At 69.2% G+C, this 23,213-nt stretch carries 13 protein-coding genes; 7 read left to right on the top strand and 6 right to left on the bottom strand.

Going from position 1 to position 23,213, the window contains the following annotated elements:
- The first annotated feature begins 111 nt into the window (after positions 1 to 111).
- Entirely contained in the window at positions 112 to 1,794 is a 1,683-nt protein-coding gene (locus ASD38_RS05085; protein WP_056458096.1) for a carboxylesterase/lipase family protein, read from the top strand.
- 152 nt (positions 1,795 to 1,946) lie between these two features.
- On the opposite strand, the gene ASD38_RS05090 is transcribed toward ASD38_RS05085, so the two are convergent.
- A complete protein-coding gene (locus ASD38_RS05090; protein ID WP_056458099.1) occupies positions 1,947 to 4,481 on the bottom strand; it encodes a glycoside hydrolase family 9 protein in 2,535 nt (844 codons plus the stop codon).
- A gap of 701 nt (positions 4,482 to 5,182) precedes the next feature.
- Between ASD38_RS05090 and ASD38_RS05095 the strand changes: the two genes are divergently transcribed.
- The 5 genes from ASD38_RS05095 to ASD38_RS05115 all read left to right on the top strand — a co-directional run bounded on the left by ASD38_RS05095 (position 5,183) and on the right by ASD38_RS05115 (position 14,033).
- The gene (locus ASD38_RS05095) at positions 5,183 to 8,290 is read left to right on the top strand and encodes a TonB-dependent receptor (protein WP_056458103.1); all 3,108 of its coding nucleotides are present in this window, start codon (positions 5,183 to 5,185) and stop codon (positions 8,288 to 8,290) included.
- A 150-nt stretch (positions 8,291 to 8,440) separates the two neighbouring features.
- Positions 8,441 to 9,175 (top strand): SapC family protein, encoded by a 735-nt coding sequence (locus ASD38_RS05100; RefSeq protein ID WP_056458106.1) that lies wholly within the window; start codon positions 8,441 to 8,443, stop codon positions 9,173 to 9,175.
- A gap of 31 nt (positions 9,176 to 9,206) precedes the next feature.
- On the top strand, positions 9,207 to 10,238 hold the full coding sequence (locus ASD38_RS05105) for a cupin-like domain-containing protein (RefSeq protein ID WP_056458109.1): 1,032 nt from the start codon (positions 9,207 to 9,209) through the stop codon (positions 10,236 to 10,238).
- A 22-nt stretch (positions 10,239 to 10,260) separates the two neighbouring features.
- Complete coding sequence (locus tag ASD38_RS05110; RefSeq protein WP_056458111.1) at positions 10,261 to 11,751, top strand: tryptophan halogenase family protein; 1,491 nt, start codon at positions 10,261 to 10,263, stop codon at positions 11,749 to 11,751.
- A gap of 158 nt (positions 11,752 to 11,909) precedes the next feature.
- Entirely contained in the window at positions 11,910 to 14,033 is a 2,124-nt protein-coding gene (locus ASD38_RS05115) for a multicopper oxidase family protein (protein ID WP_056435039.1), read from the top strand.
- A gap of 159 nt (positions 14,034 to 14,192) precedes the next feature.
- Here the strand turns inward: ASD38_RS05115 and ASD38_RS05120 are convergent, their stop codons facing one another.
- The 3 genes from ASD38_RS05120 to ASD38_RS05130 all read right to left on the bottom strand — a co-directional run bounded on the left by ASD38_RS05120 (position 14,193) and on the right by ASD38_RS05130 (position 17,632).
- Positions 14,193 to 16,220 carry a sensor histidine kinase gene (locus tag ASD38_RS05120; protein ID WP_056458115.1) on the bottom strand — a complete coding sequence of 676 codons (2,028 nt, stop codon included), beginning with the start codon at positions 16,218 to 16,220 and terminating at the stop codon, positions 14,193 to 14,195.
- Positions 16,217 to 16,936, bottom strand: a complete 720-nt coding sequence (locus ASD38_RS05125; protein WP_056436203.1) for a response regulator — start codon at positions 16,934 to 16,936, stop codon at positions 16,217 to 16,219. Before ASD38_RS05125 ends, ASD38_RS05120 begins: the two co-directional genes overlap by 4 nt.
- A 78-nt stretch (positions 16,937 to 17,014) precedes the next feature.
- Positions 17,015 to 17,632, bottom strand: a complete 618-nt coding sequence (locus tag ASD38_RS05130) for a TetR/AcrR family transcriptional regulator (protein ID WP_056458118.1) — start codon at positions 17,630 to 17,632, stop codon at positions 17,015 to 17,017.
- Positions 17,633 to 17,770: 138 nt separating this feature from the next.
- On the opposite strand from ASD38_RS05130, the gene ASD38_RS05135 reads away from it, so the two are divergent.
- A complete protein-coding gene (locus ASD38_RS05135; RefSeq protein WP_056458121.1) occupies positions 17,771 to 19,087 on the top strand; it encodes an oxygenase MpaB family protein in 1,317 nt (438 codons plus the stop codon).
- 13 nt (positions 19,088 to 19,100) lie between these two features.
- Here the strand turns inward: ASD38_RS05135 and ASD38_RS05140 are convergent, their stop codons facing one another.
- Together ASD38_RS05140 and ASD38_RS05145 are read right to left on the bottom strand one after the other, a co-directional pair.
- On the bottom strand, positions 19,101 to 19,826 hold the full coding sequence (locus tag ASD38_RS05140) for a response regulator (RefSeq protein ID WP_056458124.1): 726 nt from the start codon (positions 19,824 to 19,826) through the stop codon (positions 19,101 to 19,103).
- A gap of 2 nt (positions 19,827 to 19,828) precedes the next feature.
- Entirely contained in the window at positions 19,829 to 23,071 is a 3,243-nt protein-coding gene (locus ASD38_RS05145; RefSeq protein WP_056458127.1) for an autotransporter outer membrane beta-barrel domain-containing protein, read from the bottom strand.
- Positions 23,072 to 23,213 lie beyond the last annotated feature (142 nt).

Below are 23,213 nucleotides of genomic sequence, written 5' to 3' on the forward strand. Positions count from 1 at the left end.
GGTTTCCGTCCCGGCTTCTCCGACCAAGGTCGGGGTCCAGGTGGAGCCCGGAGTCGCCCAGGATGGCCGCGACCTTCGCCGGAAGACGGTCGATTGAAACAGGAGTTGCTCATGACGCCCCTCATCCGCGACACCGGCATGGATCGCCGCCGCTTGCTGGCCGGCGGCGCGGCGATCGCCGGGAGCCTGGCGATCCCGATGGCGGCCTGCGCGGCCGACGCCCCCTCCGAGGCCGTGGAGATCCAGGTCGCCGAGGGGCGGTTGCGCGGCGTGCGGACGGGCGGCGTCGACGCCTATAAGGGCGTGCCGTACGGGGCCAGCGTCTCGGGCGCGGCCCGCTTCAAGCCGGCCAGGCCGGCCGCGCCCTGGACGGGCGTGTTCGACGCCACCAAGCTGGGCACGTCGTCGCTGCAGGATCCGAGCACCGTCTACGGCCTGAACGAGCCGCCCCCGGGCGAGGACTGCCTGGTGCTGAACCTCTGGACTCCGGCCGGGGGCGGCCCAGGGCGTTCTGGGGGCAAGCCGGTGATGTTCTATAGTCACGGCGGCGGCTACACGACCGGCTCGGGCGGCAGCACGGCCCAGGACGGCTCGACCCTGGCCCGCGAGCACGACGTGGTGGTGGTGGCGACCAACCATCGCCTGGGCGTGCTGGGCTATCTCTATCTGGGCGAACTGGGCGGGGCCGAATACGCCGGCTCGGGCAACCAGGGCCTGTCGGACATCGTGCTGGCCCTGAAGTGGGTCCAGCGCAACATCGCCGCGTTCGGCGGCGATCCGGGGAACGTGACGATCTTCGGCGAGTCCGGCGGCGGGGCCAAGACCTCGTGCCTCTACGCCATGCCGTCGGTCGCGCCGCTGTTCTCCAAGGCCATCATCCAGAGCGGTCCGGTGGTGCGGGTGACGACCCCGGACGTCGCCGCCCAGACGACGCGGATGTTCCTGGAGCAGCTGGGGATCGCACCGGCCGACTGGCGCAAGGTGCTGGACGTTCCCGCCCCGCAGATCCTGGCCGCGCAGAAGGCGTTGAACGCCAAGGTGAAGAGCGACAGCGGCGGCTGGCGGGGCATCCAGTCGCTGACGCCCGGCACGTACGGCCCGATCGTCGACGGCGATTTGCTGCCGCGTCACCCGTTCGACCCGGCCGCCCCGGCCAGCGCCGCCGACAAGCCGCTGATGATCGGCTGGCTGGACCACGAGGCGGCGTTCTTCGCCTGGCAGAACAAGGACGTCGAGGCCTTCAGGCTGGACGAGGCGGGGCTGAAGGCGCGGTTGTCGGTCCGGCTGGGCGACAAGACTCAGACGGCGATCGACACCCTGCGGTCCGATCGCCCCGGCGCGACCCCCAGCGACCTCTATCTGGCGGCCCTCAGCTACTATTCGATGGGCGCGGGCTCGGTGGTCACCGCCGAGCGCAAGGCCGCGCAGGGGGCGGCGCCGGTCTATGTCTACAACATCGCCTACCGCTCGAACCGCAAGATGGACGGCACCGACATCGAGCTGGGGGCCATGCACGCCAGCGACATCCCGCTGGTGTTCAACACCGTCGCCTCGCCCAAGACCCTGGCCGGCGACCGCGCCGACCGCTTCGAGGCGGCGCGCAACATCAGCGCCATGTGGGCCAATTTCGCGCGGACCGGACGGCCGAGTGCGCCGGGCCAGCCGGCGTGGCCCGCCTATGACCTGAAGACGCGTGAGACCATGGTGCTGGACGTGGCCTGCAAGGTCGTTCCGGACCGGTTCGGGGCCGAGCGGAAGCTGTGGGCGCAGCTGGATCCGCCGACGGCGGGGTGAGGGCGTATCAAAACGCTGTCGTCCCGGACGAGCGCGTAGCGCGAAGATCCGGGACCGCCATGGGGCGCTGAGCTCAGGCGTCGGTCCCGGGTCTTCGCTTCGCTACGCCCGGGATGACAGGCGTTGTTGCGAGCGTGGAAGCGAACGAGCCCCTACCGCCCCTTCTCCTTGCTCAGCGCCGCCGCCGCGTTGACCAGCTGGATGTACGCCGCCCCCACATTGATCACGTACTCGTTCTCGCCCCAGAAGAACGGCCAGTCCTCCTTGTTCTCGGGGAAGTCCGGCTTGACGATCAGTTCGCCCGCCACGACGCCCCCCGCGATGAAGCTGAAGTCGGCGCGGTTGTTGCCGTAGGCCACCTCCTTGGACACCGTGCCGACCGCCGAGACCAACGAGATGTCCGAGCCCGGATGGGTTCCGTACAGATAGTTCAGGGAACGGAAGACCGCCTCGCCGTCGATGATCTCCGGGAAGGCCTTGTGCAGGGCCCAGTGGGTCAGGCCGAACTCGGCGAGGCCGCCGCTGCCGGCCCAGCCGCCCATGGCGATCGGCACCCCGAACGGGGTCTCGGCGGCGATCTTGTCGCTGGCCGCCTTGTAGGCCCGGACCGCGGGCTCCATCCGCGTCCTGAAGGCCGGCGGCATGAACGGCACCGCCCGGGCGGCCAGGTCGGCGTTCTGGATGAAGCGCGCCTCGACCTGGGGCCAGAGCGCGTCGATCCGCGCGGCGTACTTCGGGTCCTTCGTGGCGATCAGCAGCTCGACGGCGGCGCTGAACTCCTCGTCGACGATGTCGCCGCCGGTGGTGTTGCCGTGGTGGAAGAGGTCGGGAGCGTGGGAATGCTCCTCGTCCCAGACCCGCTGGGCCGTCGCCAGGCTGTCGTCGGCCAGGGCGTCGCGATAGCCGCGCAGAGCCCGGCTGGCCGCCGCCAGGGCGGCGATCGAACCGTAGTTCAGGGGCGTGGACTTGCTGGTGAAGGCCCAGCGGTCGTCCTTGACCCCGCTGCGGCCGTCCTTGGCCTCGTCGGGGCCGAGGCTGGCGTCATAGACCAGGCCGTCGGTCTTGGTCACTGCGTCGCCCAGGTGGGTGTACTGGCCGACGTCCGGCTCGACGATGCCGTTGATCGCGTGGCCGACGGCCTTGTGTTGGGCCAGCAGCTGCAGGGTCCCGTGCTCGATCTGCTGCAGCAGGTCGGGCGTCCCGTCGGGAACGTGGATCTCGACGTGCCGCCGCTTCTGGTCGACCGAGGTCTCGTCGCGGGTCAGGTGGAACTGCTCCCAGGTGTCGACCAGGCTGCGCACGACCGCGTAGTGGGTCTGGGTGCGGATGTCGAAGTCGCCCGCGTCGAACCAGCCGCCGACGTTCAGGCCGGGGATGTGCTCCATCGGCTTGAACGGCGTGTCGGTGGTCGAGCCCTGACGGTAGAGGTCGATGTGCTCGTGGTTCAGCGGCGCCTGCAGGGCGTCGTCGCGGTGGCTGTCGCCGTGCCAGACCCGATAGGCCTCGTTGACGAACATGTGGTCCATGGCGACCGGGAAATAGACGTCCAGGGTCGGATGCCAGGCGTCGTCATAGAGCGCCGGATCGATGCGGAACGGCGCGGTGCGCCGGCCGGCGTATTCGACCACATAGAGCCCCGGCGTCTTCACGGATGAAAAATCGAACGGGGCGTAGGCGTAGCGCAGCCAGGGCGTCCAGGTCCCGAGCGGGGCGGCCAGCACCGGGGTGAAGGCGCCGGTCTCGTCCACCTTCAGCAGCCGCGCCTGGGCCTTGGGCGGATCGGCCGGGTCTCGCTCGACGATCGCCACCTTCTTCTGGCTGGGCGTGTAACCAAGCTGCGAGTGAGCGATGGAGGGCGGGCGGACCCAGTCGGGCAGGGCGTTGGCCGAGACGGTCCATTCGACCACCCGGCCGGTCCTGCCGGCCGGAATGGGCGCGCGCAGCACATACCAGCCGTTCTGGGCCTGGTTGCGGCCGTCATACAGCGAGACCGGCCCGCCGATCGCGCTGGTGATCGTGATTCGCCGCGCCGGGTCTTCCGGGGCCAGCACGAAGCGGCCGGCCGTGACCAGGGGCAGGGGCTCGGCCCGGCCCCCAAGGTCATTGGCGGGACCGGTCGCCGCCGCCATCGGGCCGCTGGGATAGAGCGGGAAGCCGCCCGGCCTGCCGTCGGCCAGGAAGGTCTTGCGGAAATAGGCCGAGGGCAGGACCTCTAGATTGAAGCCGGCCTTGCCCTCCAGGGCGGCGGGCAGGGGCTTGTCGAGAATGACCGCCAGCGTGAAGGCGGCGCCGTCCGGCTTGACCTGGATTTGGTAGCGGAAGGCGTAGTCGGTGAACTCCAGGGTGGCGGTGATCACGCCGGTGGCCGGATCGACCTTGCGCTCGATCAGCTTGGCCATCGGGTCCCACTGGCCGGGCGTGGGGCTCAGCCGCACGTCGCCGTTGGTGACGGTGCGCACCCCATGCTGGATCAGTTCGACCCCGCTCATCTTGGCGTCGTTGAACAGGTCTTCCGAGCCGTTGCTGAAGACCAGGACGTTCAGGCCGCGGGTCTCGAAATAGCCTTTGGCGTTGAGCTTGAGAGCGGCCGGAGCCGGCGGGGAAGCCGTCTTCTGGGAAGCCGTCTGGGCCAGGGCGGCGGGCGCGACGCCGGCCATCAGGACCGCGGCCAGCGCGACAGCCCCCAATGGTCGCCTCAGGGACCGCGACAGGACTTTCATGAATGCTCCTCCCGTCCCGGATGTCTCTCCAGGCTCGAAGGGCAGCTTTCCCGTCCCGTGGTCGAGCGTCAATGAACTTTTGGTACCGGTCCCATATTTCGCGCCGCGGATCCTTCCACGACCCATGCGAAAAAAACGGGGCCGCCATTCAGGATGCCGGCCCCGTTGAGGGATCCACGGGCGGATTGAGCAAGCGAATTAAGAGCGCCGGCTCTCAAAGCCAAGATAGCGGTAACATTCTTCCGGGTTGCGTCAACGGGGTTTCTCTCGTCCCGCCTCGCCGGGCGACGGCGGTCCCGCCCAAAGACGGGGCCGACCGCCCGCCAGGGTGGAGCGTGAATCAAGGCTGGAACGGGGCTTGTCGGGCGGGCTGCTGTGTCCGGACTGCAACAATAGGCAGGCCTTGCGAAAAAGGCGTTTGCGTCAAAAAAACGGCATTCGCCTTATCTGCCTCGGGTTTGCTCCATTTGTATGAGAATTGAACACAAAACAGCGCTGTCAAAATCAGTTTTCGGCCGCTTGACCGATTTGACGGACTGATGTTACCGCTAACGTAGCTGTCGACGTCCGGTTGTTTTTAGCAAAAATGCAAAAACGGCCGGCGAACCTATCGGCGCTGAAACAAAAAAGAACCAAGCCCTTTCGGGGCCACTTGCGGGGAAACGGCTATGAAGCGACACCGTCGTCTGAACACCTCTGCGTCTTTGCTGGCGCTGTCCGTGGCGATCTTCGCCGCCGGCCAAGTCCAGGCTCAGACCAACAACGACACCAGCACGGTCGATGAGATCGTCGTCACCGGGATCCGCGCCTCGCTCGAGCGCGCGATCGAGATCAAGCGCTCCAACAGCGGCGTCGTCGACGCGATCTCGGCCGAAGACATCGGCAAGTTCCCCGACACCAACCTGGCGGAATCCCTGCAGCGCATCACCGGCGTGTCGATCGACCGCACCAACGGCGAAGGCTCGCAGGTCACGGTCCGCGGCTTCGGCGGCGGCTTCAACCTGGTGACCCTGAACGGCCGCACCATGCCGTCGGCCGACGTCGCCACCGTCGGCGGCGACCAATCGGTGGACTTCGCGGCCGGCACCAGCCGCTCGTTCGACTTCTCGAACCTGGCGTCCGAAGGCGTCTCGACCATGGAGGTCTACAAGACCGGTCGGGCCGGCATCCCGTCGGGCGGCATCGGCGCCACGATCAACATCAAGACCCGCCGTCCGTTCGAGGCCCGCGAGAGCGGCCTGAGCGGCAGCATCGGCGTCAAGGCGGTCTACGACACCAGCATGGACGAGCGTCTCGAGGACGAGTCCAAGGTCACGCCGGAAATCTCGGGCCTGCTGAACTGGACCGACGCGGAAGAAACCTTCGGCGTCACGCTGTTCGGCAGCTACCAGAAGCGCAACTTCACCAGCCGCAGCGCCACCTCGAACGACTGGAACATCCGCACCTATTCCGACTTCATCAATCCGGCCAACGGCTTCGTCCGCAACGGCGGCGCGACCCAGATCACCAACGCGCCGTCCAACGGCAACATGCTGGTCGCGATCCCCAACGACAGCCGCTACCACTTCTCGCAAGGCCAGCGCGAACGCCTGAACGGCCAGGCGAGCCTGCAATGGCGTCCGATGGAAAACGTCACCATCACGGCCGATGCGCTCTACGTCGACAACAAGTCCTATGAGCGGCGCAACGACCAGACCAACTGGTTCAACCGTCCGTTCGACAAGGTGACCTTCGACGACAACCCCACGGTCGCCACCGCCGTCTTCCTGCAGGAAACCCTGAGCGGCGTGAAGGACACGGGCTTCGAGCAGCAGTATCGCGCCAACGAGGACAAGCTGTCGTCGTTCGGCCTGAACGGCGCCTGGGACGTCAGCGACCGCTTCCACCTCGCGGTGGACGGCCACATTTCGAAGGCCGAGAGCAACCCCGACGCGCCGAACGGCACCAGCTCGACCTCGGTCAGCATCGGCGCGCCGATCATCTCGTCGCACTCGGTGGACTACAGCGGCAAGGTTCCGATCCAGGCCGTGACGATCAACGACGCCGCGCCCCGCGGCAACGGCAACGGCGTGCTCGACATCGGCGACCTGGGCAGCCAGGTGGCCCGCACCTCGGCCCAGCGCCAGGAGCAGGAAATCAAGGAAATCCGCTTCGACGGCAGCTACGATCTCGACGATAACGGCAGCAAGTTCGACTTCGGCGTCGACTACCGCACCACCAAGATGGTCCAGTCGACCATCAACACCCAGCAAGACCTGGGCAGCTGGGGCATCTCGAACCCGGGCGATGTGAAGCAGTACGCTGGCAACCTGGTCCACCAGTTCTGCCAATCCTGCCGGTTCGACGACTTCGATCTGAAGCAGAGCGGCACGGGCCTGATCTCCTTCCGGGCCGACGCGATCGACCTCTATAACGCCCTGTCGCCCCACTATGTCGCGGCCGGCAACCCCGTGGCGGTGACCAGCCAGAACAACAACCGCGTCGACGAGGACATCCTGGCCGGCTACTTCCAACTGACCTGGAAGGGCGAAATCGCGGGCCACAACGCCAGCATGGTGGCCGGCGCGCGCTACGAGCAGACCAAGACCACCTCGGTCTCGAAGATCCGCACGCCGCAGGCCATCGTCTGGACCGCCGACAACGACTTCCGGGTCGACACCGGCACCACCTACGAGCCCATCGAAGGCAGCGGTAAGTACAACAACCTGCTGCCCGCCTTGGACTTCCAGATGGAACTGCGCGAGAACCTGATCGGTCGCTTCTCGTTCAGCCGCACGATCGCCCGGCCCGACTACGGCAACCTGTTCGCCGCTGTTACGGCCGGGGCGCCCAACCGGCCGGTCGCCAACGGCGCGATCCCCCTGGGCACCAGCGGCAACCCCGATCTGGAGCCGCTGATCTCGGACAACTTCGACACGTCTCTGGAGTGGTACTACAAGCCCAGCAGCTATGTTTCGATCGGGTTCTTCGAGAAGCGCGTGAACAACTTCGTCGGAACTGGCACCGTGATGCGGAACCTGTTCGGTCTGCGTGACGCCAGCTCCGGCGCCGCCGGAACGCGGTCGGGCGCGGCCAAGGCCCAGCTGACGGCGATCGGGGCGGACCAGACCGACGTCAACCTGTTCACCCTGACGTCGCTGATCCAGACCACCGGTTCGGTGGCGGCCGCCACGGCGCAGTTCCAGGCCAATCGCCTGCCGAACGGCGACCTCAACCAGGCTTTCGTCGACCAGATCCTGTCGACCACCGACGTCTCGCCTGTCGCCGGCGATCCGCTGTTCAACTTCCAGGTCTCGCAGCCGATCAACAACAAGACCGGCAAGATCCATGGCTTCGAAATCGCCGCTCAACACTTCTTCGGCGACAGCGGCTTCGGTGTTTCCGGCGCCTACACCATGGTGGAGGGCGATATCGGCTTCGACATCGGCGCCAACCCCAACGAGGACCAGTTCGCTCTGCTGGGTCTCAGCGACACGGCCAACGCCACCCTGATCTACGACAAGAACGGGCTCTCGGCGCGGCTGACCTACAACTGGCGCGACAAGTTCCTGCAAGCCACCAACCGCGGCGGCTCGCGCAACCCGGTGTTCGTCGCGCCGTTCGCTCAGGTGGACTTCAACGTCAGCTACGACGTGACGCCCAAGCTGGCGGTCTCGCTGGAAGGCATCAACCTGCTGAACGAGAGCCTGCGCACCTACGCTCGCGACGAAAACGAGCTGTGGTACGCCCAGGAACTGGACCGTCGCTTCCTGCTCGGAGCGCGCTATCGCTTCTAGAGGAAGCGCAGCGATGGTCGGGTCCTCGGACCCGACCTAGGTCGGGGGAAAGGGCCGCTGTTCGCAGCGGCCCTTTCTTCTCTAGAGTACCCGGACATCGAATCCTGGGCGCGCGCCCGAGGGCGCGCATGACGGGGCCGGAAGGCGGACATGACCAACAGAGTGCTGCTTAACAACGTCGACCATGGCGATCTGCGCGTCGCCACGGGGCACGGGCCCGCGTTCGGCGACAACATCAACCAGGTGCTGATCTTCCCCACCGAGTTCGAGGCGGTTCAGCGCGAATATCCGATCTTCTTCCGCAAGGACGCCGACGGCGCGTTCCAATCGGTGGCCCTGCTGGGCCTGGATCGGGACGAGAACCTGTTCCTCGACGACGCCAGCCAAGGGAGCGGCTGGAACGCCCGCTATGTCCCGGCCATCCAGCAGCGGGGGCCGTTCTCGATCGCCGTGCGGGAGCGGGGCGGCGAGCCGATGATCCACGTGGATCTCGACCATCCCCGCGTCGCCGCCGCGAAAGCCGCAGGCGAGGGCGAGCCGGTGTTCCTGCCGGCGGGGGGCAATTCCCCCTATCTGCAGCATGTCGCCCGCCTGCTGGGCGCCATCTACGACGGACTGGAGATCAGCAAGGCGATGTTCGCGGCCTTCGAAGCCGCGGATCTGATCGAGCCGGTGGACGTGGAGATCAAGCTGGACGACCATGCCCAGTACGACTTGCCGGGCCTCTACACGATCTCGCAGGAGCGGTTCGCCGGACTGGGCGGCGCGGCCCTGGAGGGGCTGCATCGGTCCGGAGCCCTGGCCGCCGCCCAATGGGTCTTGTCGTCCCTGGGCAATGTCGGGTTCCTGGTCGAGCTGAAGAACCGCAAGCGCGCCCGCACCTGAGCGCCGGCCAGATCGAGGGAGCGAACATCCGATGATCGACATCGCTCGCAAGACCCCGGTGGTCGAAGGGCTGACGCCCGACCAGATCCCGTTCGACGACATCCTGGCCCAGCAGCGGCCGACGATCTTCCGCGGCATGGCTCGCGACTGGCCGCTGGTGCAGGCGGGTCTTCACGCGCCGCGCACGGCCATGGACTATCTGCTGGACCACGATCGCGGCGAGCGCTTCGTCGGCTATACCGGCGCGCCCGAGATCAAGGGGCGCTTCGGCTATGACGAGAGCGTCACGCGCCTGAACTTCCAGACCGAGCGCACGCCCCTTCGAGCCTTCTTGGAGCGGATCGAGCAGGAGCTCGAGGTCGTGGGCGGGCCGTCGCTCTATATCGGCTCCAGCGACATCGACGCCTACCTGCCGGGCCTGCGCGCCGAGAACGACCTGGGGCTGGACCTGGTGGCCCTGGGCGACGACACGCCGCTGGCCAGTATCTGGATCGGCAACCGCACGGTCGCCGCGGCCCATTACGACATGTCCAACAACATCGCTTGCTGCGTGGTCGGCCGGCGGCGCTTCACGCTGCTCCCGCCTGACCAGGTCGACAACCTCTATCCGGGTCCGCTGGATCCGACGCCGGGCGGCCAGGCGGTCAGCATGGTGAATTTCGACGCGCCGGACTTCGAGCGCTTTCCCCGGTTCCGGGACGCCCTGGCCGCCGCCCAGGTGGCGGATCTGGAGCCCGGCGACGTGCTGGTCTACCCGGCGCTGTGGTGGCACCAGGTCGAGGCGCTGGAACCGTTCAACGTGCTGATAAACTACTGGTGGAACGCCGCGCCCGGCTTCATGGACACCCCCATGAACACCCTGCTGCACGGCCTGCTCAGCCTGCGCGACCGTCCCGATTTCGAGAAGCAGGCCTGGAAAAAGCTGTTCGACTACTACGTCTTCGGCCCCGCCGACCGGGCGGGCGCCCACCTGCCCGAGGGCGCGCGCGGCGACCTTGGTCCGATGGACGAACGCAAGGCCCGGCGGCTGCGGGCCTATCTGCTCAATCGCTTGAACCGCTGACCACAAAGACCGGAGGACCCCCGTGCAAGAACAGATCGTGAAGAGGGTGGTCGTCGCCGGGGGCGGCACGGCCGGCTGGATGGCTGCGGCGGCGCTGGCCAAGCAACTGGGACCGCTGCTCGAGATCAGCCTGATCGAGTCCGACGAGATCGGCACGGTGGGCGTGGGCGAGTCGACCATCCCCACGGCCCGCACCTTCAACGCCCTGCTGAACATCGACGAGCCGGCGTTCATGCGCGCCACCCAGGCGACTTTCAAGCTGGGCATCTCGTTCGAGAACTGGGGCCAGGTCGGCGACCGCTACATCCACTCGTTCGGCCAGGTCGGAAAGTCGAACTGGATGGGAAGCTTCCATCACTTCTGGCTGCAGGCCAAGGCGGCCGGATTCGGCGGCGAACTGGGCGACTATTGCTTCGAGCTGAAGGCGGCGCTGGCCGACAAGTTCTCGGTCGGCGAGGGGCCGGAGCTGAACTACGCCTATCACCTGGACGCCACGCTCTATGGCCGCTTCCTGCGCCAGATGAGCGAGGGCCTGGGCGTCAAGCGGATCGAGGGCAAGATCAGCCAGGTCCAGCAGAACGCCGAGACCGGCTTCATCGAGGCTCTGGTCATGGAGAACGGCGACCGGGTCGAGGGCGACCTGTTCATCGACTGCACGGGATTCGGGGGCCTGCTGATCGAGCAGACGCTGAAGGCAGGATACGAGGATTGGGGCCAATGGCTGCCGACCAACACCGCCCTGGCCGTGCAGACCAAGTCCACCGGCCCGGCCGTCCCCTACACGCGCGCCATCGCCCACAAGGCCGGCTGGCGCTGGAAGATCCCGCTGCAGCACCGGGTCGGCAACGGGCTGGTCTACTGCAGCGACTACATGTCGGACGACGAGGCGCGCGAGACCCTGCTGGGCGCGTTGGACGGCGAGCGGCTGATCGAGCCGCGGCTCATCCGCTACGCCACCGGCCGCCGGCGGAAGACCTGGCACAAGAACTGCGTCGCCCTGGGCCTGGCCAGCGGCTTCGTCGAGCCGCTGGAATCGACCTCGATCCACCTGATCATGATCGGGGTCACGCGGCTGATGCAGCTGTTCCCGTTCAACGGCGTCAGCGACGCCCTGGTCGACCGCTACAACCAGCAGTCCGTCGACGAGCTGGAGAAGATCCGCGACTTCATCATCCTGCACTACAAGCTGACCGAGCGGACCGACAGCCCGTTCTGGGATCATTGCCGGACGATGGCTGTCCCCGACAGCCTGACCCAGCGCATCGAACTGTTCCGCGACAGCGCCCAGGCCTATCAGGCGCCCGGCGAGCTGTTCCAGGTCGATTCCTGGCTGCAGGTCATGCTGGGCCAGCGGCTGCAGCCGACCGGCTATCACCAGATGGGCCGCCTGATGCCGCCCGAACAGCTGCGCGGGGCGCTGGCCGACCTGAGCGGCAACATCGCCCGCGCCGTGGGCGCCCTGCCGGGGCACCAGGCTTTCCTGGATCGTTACTGCGGCATCCCGGCGTCCTGAGCCGACAGGCGTTCGAGCGACACCTTCAAGCTGCGCCTTTTCAAGCTTCCACCAATGCGCGATAGTTCGCGCATCGGTGGTTGTTAGCGCGAATCGCAATCCTTGGTGTGCCCGCGCCGCGCGGGCGGGATCGCGACGCCGCCAGGAAGGTGCACATCATGAAGCCTCACGCCCGCACGCGCTCCGTCGCCCTGGTCGGCGTCTCGCTGGCCGCCATGGCCCTGGCCGCCACGCCGTCGCCCAGCCTCGCCCGGCCCCAAGCAGCGACAGCCGTGTCCCAGGCGCTTGAGAACGTCTTCGCCAACCCGCCCGCCGCCGTGCCGGAAGCCGAGCCGGCGCCGCCCAGGCTGTCCGCGCCCAAGGTCCTCGAAGCGCTGCCGCCCAAGGCCCAGGCGGCCGACAGCTATGTCGATCCGCGCCAGAACATTCTCTACAAGTTCTCGATCGAGTTCACCGAGGGCACGGTCCGCAACCCGTGGACGCTGAGCCAGGACAAGGTCCTGCTGCGGTCCTACCACGGCTCGTCGATCGATCCGAACACGCCCTTCCTGGCCCCGACCATCACCATGCGCCCGGGCCAGACGGTGCGGATCAGCCTGGCCAACAACCTGTTCGAGATGAAGGACGGCAAGCGCCTGCCGGCCGAGAAGTGCAAGGCGCCGGACGGGGGGGTGAACATCCCCCACTGCTTCAACGACACCAACCTGCACGCCCACGGCCTGTGGGTTTCGCCGGCCGGCAACAGCGACAACGTCCTGATCTCGATCAATCCGGGCGTCACCTTCGAGTACGAGTACAACGTCCCGTCCGACCACCCGGCCGGCACCTTCTGGTACCATCCGCACAAGCACGGCTCGACCGCCCTGCAGGTGTCCAGCGGCATGGCCGGCGCCCTGATCATCAAGGACGACCGCGCCCCGACCGCCGACGATCCGGGCGACATCGACGTGTTGCTGCAGGACGCCCAAGGCGCGGCCTTCCCCGACAAGGTGCTGATGTTCCAGCAGGTGCAGTACGCCTGCTTTGACTCCGCCGGCAAGATCCAGAAATCGGCCACCCCCACCGGCCAGCCCTGGGTCTGCGACCCGGGCCAGACGGGCGAGATCCGCGACTACGCCCAGCAGCTGAGCCCCAGCGCCAGCTGGGCCAATTCCGGCCGCTTCACCTCGATCAACGGCCGGGTCCAGCCTGGGGTCACCGGGCTGAAGGCGGGCCGGTTCGAGCGCTGGCGGCTGATCCACGGCGGCGTGCGCGAGGCGGTCGCCTTCCGCCTGTTCCCGATGAAGGCCGGCGCGCCCAACTGGAACACCGTGCCGGCCAAGGACCAGGCCGACTTCATGCGCAAGTACTGCGCCGGGACGGCCCTGCCGATGTGGGAGGTGGCGCTGGACGGCCTGACCCGATCGCAGGTGTTCCGCACCAGCGAGGCGCGGCTGGAGCCCGGTTACCGCGCCGACCTGGTGGTCTATTTCCCGACCGGCGGGAACTACTGCATCGTCGACGGCGCCAGCGACGCCCTGGGCAGCCCGTCACAGGCGGCCGAGCCCATCAAGCTGCTGGGCGTGGCCGTGGTCGAGCCGGGCGCGCCGGCCGGCGATCCGGACAAGGCGCTGCAGAAGCTGATGATCGACGCGGCCGAACGCAACATTCCGGACCAGCGGGTCAAGGCCGTGGTGGTCCGCGACCTGAACAACGGCCTGACCCTGTCGAAATTCGTCTGGCATGAGACGATAGCCAAGGGCGACCTCAACGTCCCGGCCCAGGAGCTGGCCTTCAACATCGACATCAAGGCCAAGCCGAGGACCAAGTTCGAGGTGCTCAACCCGGCCCTGCCGCCGGACAGGAGCGGTCCTTACGTGCCGTCGCGGATCGACCGCACGGCCAATATCGGCGACGTGCAGGAGTGGCGGCTGACCTCGAAATTCGCGGGGCACCCGTTCCACATCCACGTCAATCCGTTCCAGGTGGTCAGCGTGGTCAACCCGGCAGGCAAGTCGGTGACCGATCCTGGCACGCCGGACTTCGACCCCGACTACGCCGGGGTGATCGACCAGTGGAAGGACACCCTGTTCGTCAAGGAGAACTACCACATCGTCACCCGCACCCGGTACGAGCGCTACATCGGCGAGTACGTCCTGCACTGCCACATCCTCGACCACGAGGACCAGGGCATGATGGCCAATGTCAGCATCGGCATCCCCGACGGTCTGGGCGGCACGGCCGAGGCGCACGGGCCGGGCGGGCATATGGATCACGGGATGCACGACGGGACGGGGAACTAGGGCTTTCCGCATGGGATCACACCCACCTGCCCCCACCTGACCGCTTCGCGGTCTGTCCGCCCCCATAGGGGGCGGAGGACGCCGCACCGCACCTCTTCCCCCTATGGGGGAAGACGACCGCGAAGCGGTCCGTAGGGGGCAAGTGTTCGCCGCGTTATCCTATTCCGCCGCCTGCAACCGCACTGGCGGCCTCGCCTGCACCGCCCCCACCAGCGGCAACCTCACCTGCACCAGCAACCCCTCGCCGGGCAGCATCAACCGGATGTCCCCGCCGTGGGCGCGGACGATCGAGCGGGCCGACGACAACCCCAGACCCACACCCTGCTTGCTGGAGGTCCGCGCCTCGACGCCGCGATAGAACGGGGTGAACACCCGCTCCAGCTCGTCGGGCGCCAGGCCCGGGCCCCGGTCACGGATTTCGACCACAGTCTCGTCGCCCTCGACGCGCAGGGTCACGCGGGCGCTGTCGCCGTACTTGACCGCGTTGTCGACCAGGTTGGCGAACACCCGCTGCAGGCCCAGGACCGAGACCTCGACCTCGGCCGGCTCGCCGGGCTCCAGGACCACCTCGGCGCCGGTGACCTCGGCCTCGTCGATCACGCATTCCAGCAGCGAGCGCAGGTCGACCCGCTGGCGGGCGCCGGCCTCGGCGTCCTCGCGCATGAAGGCCAGGACCGAGGTGATCATCGCCTCCATCTGGTCCAGGTCCTGGCCGATCTCGCGGCGCAGGGCGGGCGGGGCGCGCTCCAGCCGGAAACGCAGGCGGGCCAGGGGCGTGCGCAGGTCGTGCGAGATCGCGCCGATCATCGCCGTGCGGTCGGTGATGTAGCGGCTGAGCCGGCTCTGCATGGCGTTGAAGGCCCGGGCGGCGCGGCCGATCTCGGCCGGTCCGTCGGCGACGATCACCCCAAATCCACCTGGCGAGGCCGGGTCGCGGCCCAGCTGCTCGGCGGCGGCGGCGAAGCCGGCCAGGGGCGCGGCCAGGCGGCGGGCGAAGATCCAGCCCAGCGGCGCGACCACGGCCAGCGACAGGGCGAACCACATCAGCACCCGCCGCTGCCAGCTGTTGGGAAAGGCCTCGGGCCGGGGCCGCAGGGTCGCCCACCGGTTGGGACCGACCCGCAGGGCGGCCACGAAGTCGCCCTCGATGAACGGCGGCGGGGCCAGGCCGAACAGGCTGCGGGTCTCGGGCGCGGCTAGGGGGAGGCCGGTCGGGGCTTCGGCCTCGGGCCTGGGCGGCGTCGGTCGAGGCGCGGGCGGGGCGACGGGCGGGGCGGCCTGGACCGACTCGGTGACCGGTACGGCGCGGGCCAGGGGCTGGGGCGGCGGCGGGGGACGCAGCGTCGGCTCGCGCGCCGCGGCGTCGGCGACCGGGTCCAGCGGAGCGGCCGGCGGGGTCACGCCCCGCAGCGAGTCGGGCAGGGTCATCACCCGCGAACGGAACGGCGCGGCGAACAGCGGGTCGACCGCGCGGTCCGGGCGGGCGGCGGGCGATTGATAGGCGAAGGTCCGCTGGGCGCCGACCATGCCGCCGCCTTGCGGTCCGACGCCGCCCGACCGAAAGACGCGCTGGCCGCCGATCCCGCGCGTCGCCGCGCCGGGGGGCGATCCGGGAAAGTCCTGACGGATCAGGACGCCGCCCTGACCCATCGGGACGCCCGCGGGGGCGCTCATGGGTCCCATCGATCCGCCCACGACGCGAACCCCGCCGACGCCGCCAGGGCCCGGCCCCGGCGGCAGGGTCTGGGCCTCGGCGTAGGAGGTCAGCAGCAGGGCCAGCGGCGGGGGGCTAGGGCGGCGGCTTTCGGTGCCGGCGAACGGCGGCGGCGCGTAGAACAGCAGGCGGACGTCCTCGCGCGACGCGTTCAATAGGCGGGCCAGGTCGGCGCCAGCGGCTTCCGAGGCCACCCAGCCGGGGCTCTGCAGGCTGGGCGGTTGGGTCTCGACGGTGCGGACCAGCGGCCGGTCGCCGTCATTGTCGGGCATGGCGCCGCGCAGGCCGGCGGCGATGTCGGCCAGGCTGTGGTGCATGGCCGGGGCCGGCGGCAGCAGCACGGTCAGGCCCAGGGTGACGGTCTGGGCCACGACCAGCCCGGCGATCAGCAGGGCCAGGATCTGCAAGGCGATCGGCGGGCTGGGCCACCGCCGAAAGAGCCCCTTTCCCAAAGGACCCCCGGGGGCGGTCATTCGATCGTCACCTTGGCGTCCAGCATGTAGCCCATGCCGCGATAGGTGCGGATCAGGGGCTCGTCGGACTGGGCCTCGATCTTGCGGCGCAGGCGGCTGATGTGCAGGTCGACGCGGCGGCCCAGGGTCTCGACCGTCTCGCCGGCGATGATGGTCAGCAGCTCGTCGCGCGACACCACCGCGCGAGCGTGGTCGACCAGGGTCGAGAGAATCGTGAACTCGCCCGGCGTCAGCAGCAGCAGCACGCCGTTGGGCGCGGTCAGCTGGCGCGCGGCCACGTCCAGCCGGAAGCCGGCGAACAGGCGGATGTCGGCGCGCGGCCCCTTGCCCCCGGCCCGGCGGCGCAGCAGGGCCTTAACCCGGGCCAGAAGCTCGCGCGGCGGGATCGGCTTGACCACGTAGTCGTCGGCCCCCAGCTCCAGCCCGACGATGCGGTCGACCGGATCGCCCAGGGCGCTCAGCAGCAGGATCGCGGGCCCATCGGTCCCCGACACCTGGCGGCACAGCGACAGGCCGCTCTCGCCGGGCAGGTTGACGTCCAGCACCAGCACGTCGATCGGCCGCGTCTCCATCACCGCGCGGGCGGCGACGACGTTGGCGGCCTGGCGCACAGCATAGCCTTGGCCGCCCAGATAGCCGGCCATCTCCTGGCGCAGCACCTCGTCGTCCTCGACCAGCAGGACGGTGGCGGTTTCGGGGAGGGCGTGCGCGGTCATGACGGCGGACATACCTTCAGATTATGGCCGCGCCTGGACCTTCGCCATGACGCCCGAAGCGTCGCGCCCGCCTCGGGGTCATGGCTTGGTCCGCCGTCCGGCCTGGAGCGTCGCCAGGGCCGCGACATAGGCCTCCATCAGCCGCACCAGTTCGTCCTCCAGCACCATCGGGTCCAGGCCCAGTTCGGGTTCGGCGGCGGCCGCGCGCAGCAGGCCGATCGCCGCGTGCGTCAGGACGAAGGCCGACTCGTTGCTCAGCTCGACTTCCAGCCGCGCCTTGCCGGTGATCGAGGCCAGGAAGACCTGGTGGTGGCGGGCCAGCATGCCGTCGTCGGCTTGGTGGAACAGGGCGTCGAATAGCACCTGGCGCGTGGCGGGCGAGCCTTCGAACCCGTGCATCAGGGCCCGCACGATCGTCCGCACGCTGCCCAGCTCCGGCCGGGCGATCACCGTCTCGGCGATGGCGTCGCGCACGGTCTCGGCCCGGCGCTGGGCGATGAGCGCCAGGATGTCCTGCTTGCTCCCAAAGTACTGGTACAGCGTGCCGATGCTGACCCCGGCCCTGGCGGCGATGTGGTTGGTGGTCAGCCGCTCGACGCCTTCGGCCTCGAGAAGTTGAAAGGTCGCGTCCAGGATGGCGTCGATCGTCGACCCCGCCCGGGCCTGGCGCGGCGTTCTGCGTTGTCTTTCAGCCACTTGCGACGCCCCTTCGCGTCCGCCCCTCCGCGAGCGGGAAGGCGAGTAGGAATATGAGCAATGCTTACATAACCTACGGGTCGACGCCAGGATCCGCCGGAACGCCTTTCGCGCCGGATCCGTGAGCAAGGAGGGCCGATGAGCCTCTCGATCGAACAGGTGCGCGCCAGGGTGGCGTCGCAGAAGACGCTGCTGCCGGCGCTGTATGGAAACATGGACTTCGACGCCACGCCCGAACGCTTCACCGAAGACGCGTCCAAGGCGGTGGTCCGCGATCGCGCCCCGCTGGGGGTGAGCGTCAGTCAGGACGATCTGGACCGGGTGCGCGCCTACACCATGCTGGGCGACATCGTGGCCGACGCCTACGCCGCCCTGATCCCCAAGTATGGCTTCCGCCGGCTGATCGACATGCTGACCACGGCCTGCGAACAGGGCGTGGAGGCGGTGGTCGAGGCGCCGCCCCAGCTCCTGGCCTTCATCGCCGACATGGAGGCCACGCCCGACTGGGTCGACATGGACCTGGTGCGCGAGGGGGCGCGGCTGGACCTCAACGCCACGGCCCACCTGGCGCCGTTCGCGATCCGGGGCGCCTTCGTGGCCACGTTCCTCAACAAGTACTCGGCCCTGCCCATGGCCCTGACCGGGACCCTGAGCAACGACACCGCCGCGCGGCGGGTCAACGAGACGGCCACCTTCTTCGCCACCACCGTCCTGCCCGGCGCGCTGGAACGCCACGGCGCGGGGTTCAAGGCGGCGGCCATGGTGCGGCTGATGCACTCGATGGTGCGGTTCAACGCCATCCGTTCGGGGCGCTGGGACGTGTCGGTCTACGGCGTGCCGATCCCCCAGGTCGACCAGATGCCGGCCGGCCTGATCCCGGTGTTCCTGATGGCCTTCAAGATCCTGCGCCAGGGCCGCCGCCATTTCACGGCCGAGGAGCGGGCCAGGGTCGAGTTGGCGCGTTACCGCTGCTTCCTGCTGGGCCTGCCGCAGGACCTGCTGGCCGATACGCCCGAAGGGGTGGTGCGGATCATGACCGCCCGCAACACCACCCTGCGCCAGGGTTTCGACGACGAGACCTGCGGCGCCCTGGTCCGCGCCACCCTGGCCGCCTACCTGCCGCCGGACCGCTCGCCCGCCAACCGCCTGCACGATCGCATCGAGCGCCGCTTCGCCAAGGCCTTCTTCCTGCGCCACTTCATGAACGGCGACCAGGCGGCGGCGGCGCGGATGGGGGTCGAGGTCGGGGCGGGCGACCGCCTGGTCTTCGCCGCCGTGGCCCTGGGGGTGATCGCGCGGATGATGGCCTTCCGCGCCGCCGACAAGGCGCCGGGCCTGCGCGACGTGGCCAACGCGGTCCTGGTGCGCCGGGTGCGAAAGCTGCTGGCCCGCTATGGCCACGCCGAATACGTCACCGACGCGGCCCAGTATCGGCCGGCGCGCGCGGCGGCGTAGCGGCGCGGGCATCTCAGTCCTGCACCCGGTCCACGCGGGCCGCGAAGATGTAGCCGACGTGGCGGACGGTGCGGATCAGGTGGGCGCCGCCGTCGATGCGGTCGAGCTTGCTCCGCAGACGGCTGACGGCGACGTTGACCTGCTGGGGCGCGGGTCGGGCGTGGGCGTCGGGCGGACCCTGGCGCAGCTCGTCGCGGGTCAGCACCTGGTTGGGCCGGTCGACCAGGGCCCACAGCACCAGGAACTCGGCGGTCGACAGCGGGACGGCGCAACCGCGGGGATCGAACAGGTCCTGGGTGGCGACGTTCAGCCGCCAGCCGTCGAAACAATAGGCGGCCCACGCCTCGCGGGCCGGCTCGTCGAGACGCGTGTCGTCGTGGCGGCGCAGCACCGCCCTGACCCGGGCCAGCAACTCGCGCGGGCGATAGGGCTTGATCACATAGTCGTCGGCCCCGAATTCCAACCCGACCACCACGTCGCACTCCTCGCCGGCGCCCGAGACCACCATGATCGCCGGCGGCGAGGGCAGGCTGAGCAGGCGCGAACAAACGGAAAGACCCGAGGCGTCGGGCAGCATCATGTCCAGCATCACCAGGTTGACCTGGGTCTCGCGCAGGATCTGCTCCATCTCGCGGGCGCTGCCGGCCCCCAGCGTCGCCAGGCCGTAGCCGGCCAGCAGGCCCCTCATGTCGTGGCGGGCGACGGGATCGCCGTCGAGGATGAGGATGCGCTTGTCCACGGTCAGAACATCGCCCTTCCGGTCAGGCGCGCGCTGTACTTGGTCTGCTTGCGCGAAGCCTCGGCCCCGCCTTCCAGGGCGACATAGGACAGGGCCGAGCCGGCGCGCAACGCGAAGCCCAGGGTCACCGCGCCCTCCTTGTCGTTGGCGGCCGCCAGGGTGAAGGGCGCGCCGCCGGCGAAGCTGGCGAGGGTGTCGCCCATCGCGCCGGCCAGGGTCCGGCGGTAGCCGACCCGCAGCTCGGGCCGCACCCAGACGTCCTTGCCGTACTGCCGGCCCACCACCAGGCCGAGGTCGCCGCTGAGGTTGTCGGCCTCGAGTGACGCCACGGTCAGGTCGAAACCCGCGCCGCCGCCGTGCTCCCGGCGCTCGCCCTCCCACAGCCAGACATAGTCGAGCCGCGCCTCGGGCCGCAGATAGACCTCGCCCAGCCGGGCCTCGTAGGCCAGGCCGGCGAAGGCGTTGGCGACCAGGCCGTTCCAGGCGGCGGTGTTGGTCAGGCTGACATCCGCCGCGCCGTCGCCGTCGATGTCGGCGCTGACGAGGCCGCGGTCGCCGTTGAAGCGGCTGTAGCCGGCCCCGCCGCCCAGGTTGAACCGCCAGCCCCCGACCGACCGGCGCCAGTAGAGCCCGGCCTGCAGGATCGAGGCGGTGGTCTTCTCGCCCAGCTTGGCGACCGTGTCGTGTTCTTCCAGGCTGACCGCCGCCAGGGTGACGCCCAGCGCTCCGCCGGCCTCGCCCATCGCCTCGTAACCGGCGACCATGCCCAGGGCCTGGGTGTCGGAGCCCTGGGTGTCGCCGTCCTCGCGGCGGACCAGGGCGTTGATCTCCTGCAGCCAGACGCTGTCGGGCCCGTAGCGTTCGCCGATGTCCGGCCGGTGGGCGGTGGCCGCCGAGATCTGCTGCTGCACGGTCTGCAGGGCCGCGAACAGGCCCTCGCCCTGGCTGGGCAGCATCTGGTCGTACAGGCCGAAGAAGCCGTCGCGGCTGCTCTGGTTCAGGAAGGCGCCGGCGATGTCGGTGTCGTTCGAAAGGGCCGCGAACACCGCGTCATAGGCGCTGGCCTGGCTGGTCGACATCGCGGCCTCGGCCGCCGTGCGTCGCCGCACGTCGATGTCGACCTCGGTTCCCGTGGCGTAGGCGTTGGCGACGTACATGTAGGCCGTGTGGCCCAGCAGATCCTGGTTGATCGTCCCGGCGTTCAGGCTGCCGGCCTGGATCACCGTGTAGGTGGTCGGAGCCGTCAGCAGGCTCTTGAAGTTCAGGCCCAGCGAGGCGCCGGTCTCGACCGTGGCGGTGTCGACCACCAGCTTGGTCTGGGTCCCGGCCGTGGGGTCGACGGTGAAGACCAGGACGCTGTCGGCGCCGAGCGTCAGGCTGGTGGCCTTGATGGTCTCCAGGTTGGTCAGGCCCAGCGAGCCGTTGCCGATCCTGATGTCCAGCAGGCCGTCGTTGTCGTGCAGCGCGCCGATCATGTAGCCCGTGCCGTCGAGAGCCAGGGTGTCGGCGCCGTCGCCGAACCAGACGTCGCCGATCAGGCCGCCGTTCAGGATCGACAGGCTGTCGGCGCCCGAGCCCAGCACCACCCGGCCGCGGATCAGCGGTTCGTCGCCGTCGTCCACGCCGTCGCCGTCCGCATCGGCGTCGGCCACGCCGTCGTCGCCGTCGTCGCCGTCGTCGACCCCGCTCTGGACGATGGTCACGCCGGTGGTGTTCTTCGAGACGTCGATGGCCGTGGCCACGCCGGTGACCGTCTCGTTGCTGGCGTCGGTGTCGTCGTCGTCGGTGTCGTAGGCGTCGTCGGTGGCGTAGACATAGGCCGCGATCGTGCCGCTGTTGGTGATGGTCTTCAGGCCGCCACTGTCGTCGATGATCGCGTAGGACGAGCCGCCCTCGCCGGCGACGGTGGCGGAGATCGCTCCGGCGTTGGTGACGCTGGTCATGCTGGCGCCGGCGGCGATGCTGACGGCCTTGGCGGTGACGGCGGTGTCGCCCGCGACCGAGGCGCCGATCGCGCCGGTGTTCCACAGCGTGTCGGCCGCCGCGCCGGCGTTCAGCTTCAGGCCGACCGCGTCGCCTTCGTAGGCGCTGGCCGAGATCGCGCCGCTCAGCCTGACCCCGCCGGTGATGATCGTCGCCTGACCGGCGTCGCCGCCCAGCTGCAGGCCCGTGGCGCTGATCCCGTCATGGACGCCCGCCGCCGTCACCGAACCCTTGATGATCAGGCCGTAGGCGTCGTCGCCGGTTCCGACCGCGCCCAGGGTCACGGCTCGGTCGTCCGAGCCGATCAGCAGGGCCGGGGCCGAGCCGTAGGCGGTGATCGAGGCCGTGCCCTCGCTGCTGTCGGTGGTTCCGTCGCCGTCCTCGTCGTCGGAGGTGTCGTCGTTGGTGTCGGTGGGCGGGGCGTCCAGCAGCAGACCGCCGGCCACGTCGGCCGTGATCCTCACGCCTCCGCCGCCCTGCAGCAGGTCGTCGGCGTCGAGCAGGGCCTCGTCGTCCGGATCGGAATAGCGCGAGGTGGCCCGGTAGCCGGTGGAGTAGACCGAGCCCTGGATGACGACCGCGCCGCCGACGTCGCCGTCGACCGCCAGGCCGACGGACCCGGCGCCGACCACGCTGATCGAGCCGGTGCTGGTCAGGCCGCCGCTGATCGTCCCGATGGTGTGGATCCCATAGCCGCGGTCGCCGACCACGTTGATCGAGCCGCCGTGGACCAGCGAGCCGGTCAGGGGCGCCTCCAGACTGACGCCCGCCGAGTCGTTGCCCTCGATGGTGATCACGCCGGTCGAGTCGTTGGTGATCGTGCCGACGAACGGATCGGTCCCCGTCAGCCGTACGCCGTAGCGACCCGAGCCCTTGGCGAACGGGCCGTCATAGTCGCCGTCGTCGTCGTCATCGGTGTAGTCGTAGTCCTCGGTCAAGCTGATCGTGGCGCTGTTGAGCAGCGTCCCCGCATGGCCGCCCAGCACCAGAACGCCGATCGAGTCCGAGACGCCGACGCTCTTTAGCCCGCCGTTGTTGGTCAGGATGTTGTCGCTGTCGAGCGTGGCGATCGCGCCTGCCTCGGAGAGGGTGATCACGCCGTCGCTGGTGATCGTGACGTCGTCGGCGGCTCCGGCGTTGGCCGTCGAGGTGGCGACCGGCGTGGTGCGCGAACTGCTCGTCACCTGGGTTTCGGCGTCGGCCCTCCCGGCGCAGAGCAGCAGGGGGGCCAAGGCGGCCGAGGCGAGGAGTTTGCGGGACATGGACGGCCTGTGATGCGTGCCGTCCCTGGCTAGAGCGCCGCCATGGCTCCGGGATGACCCCTCGGTATCGACGTCGATAAGCTGGGTCGCGCGAGGCGGATGGAATGTTTCGGGCGTGTATCGGCGGGTAGTCCCTCCCCCC

This window comes from Caulobacter sp. Root487D2Y (assembly GCF_001427165.1).
GTDB lineage: Bacteria > Pseudomonadota > Alphaproteobacteria > Caulobacterales > Caulobacteraceae > Caulobacter.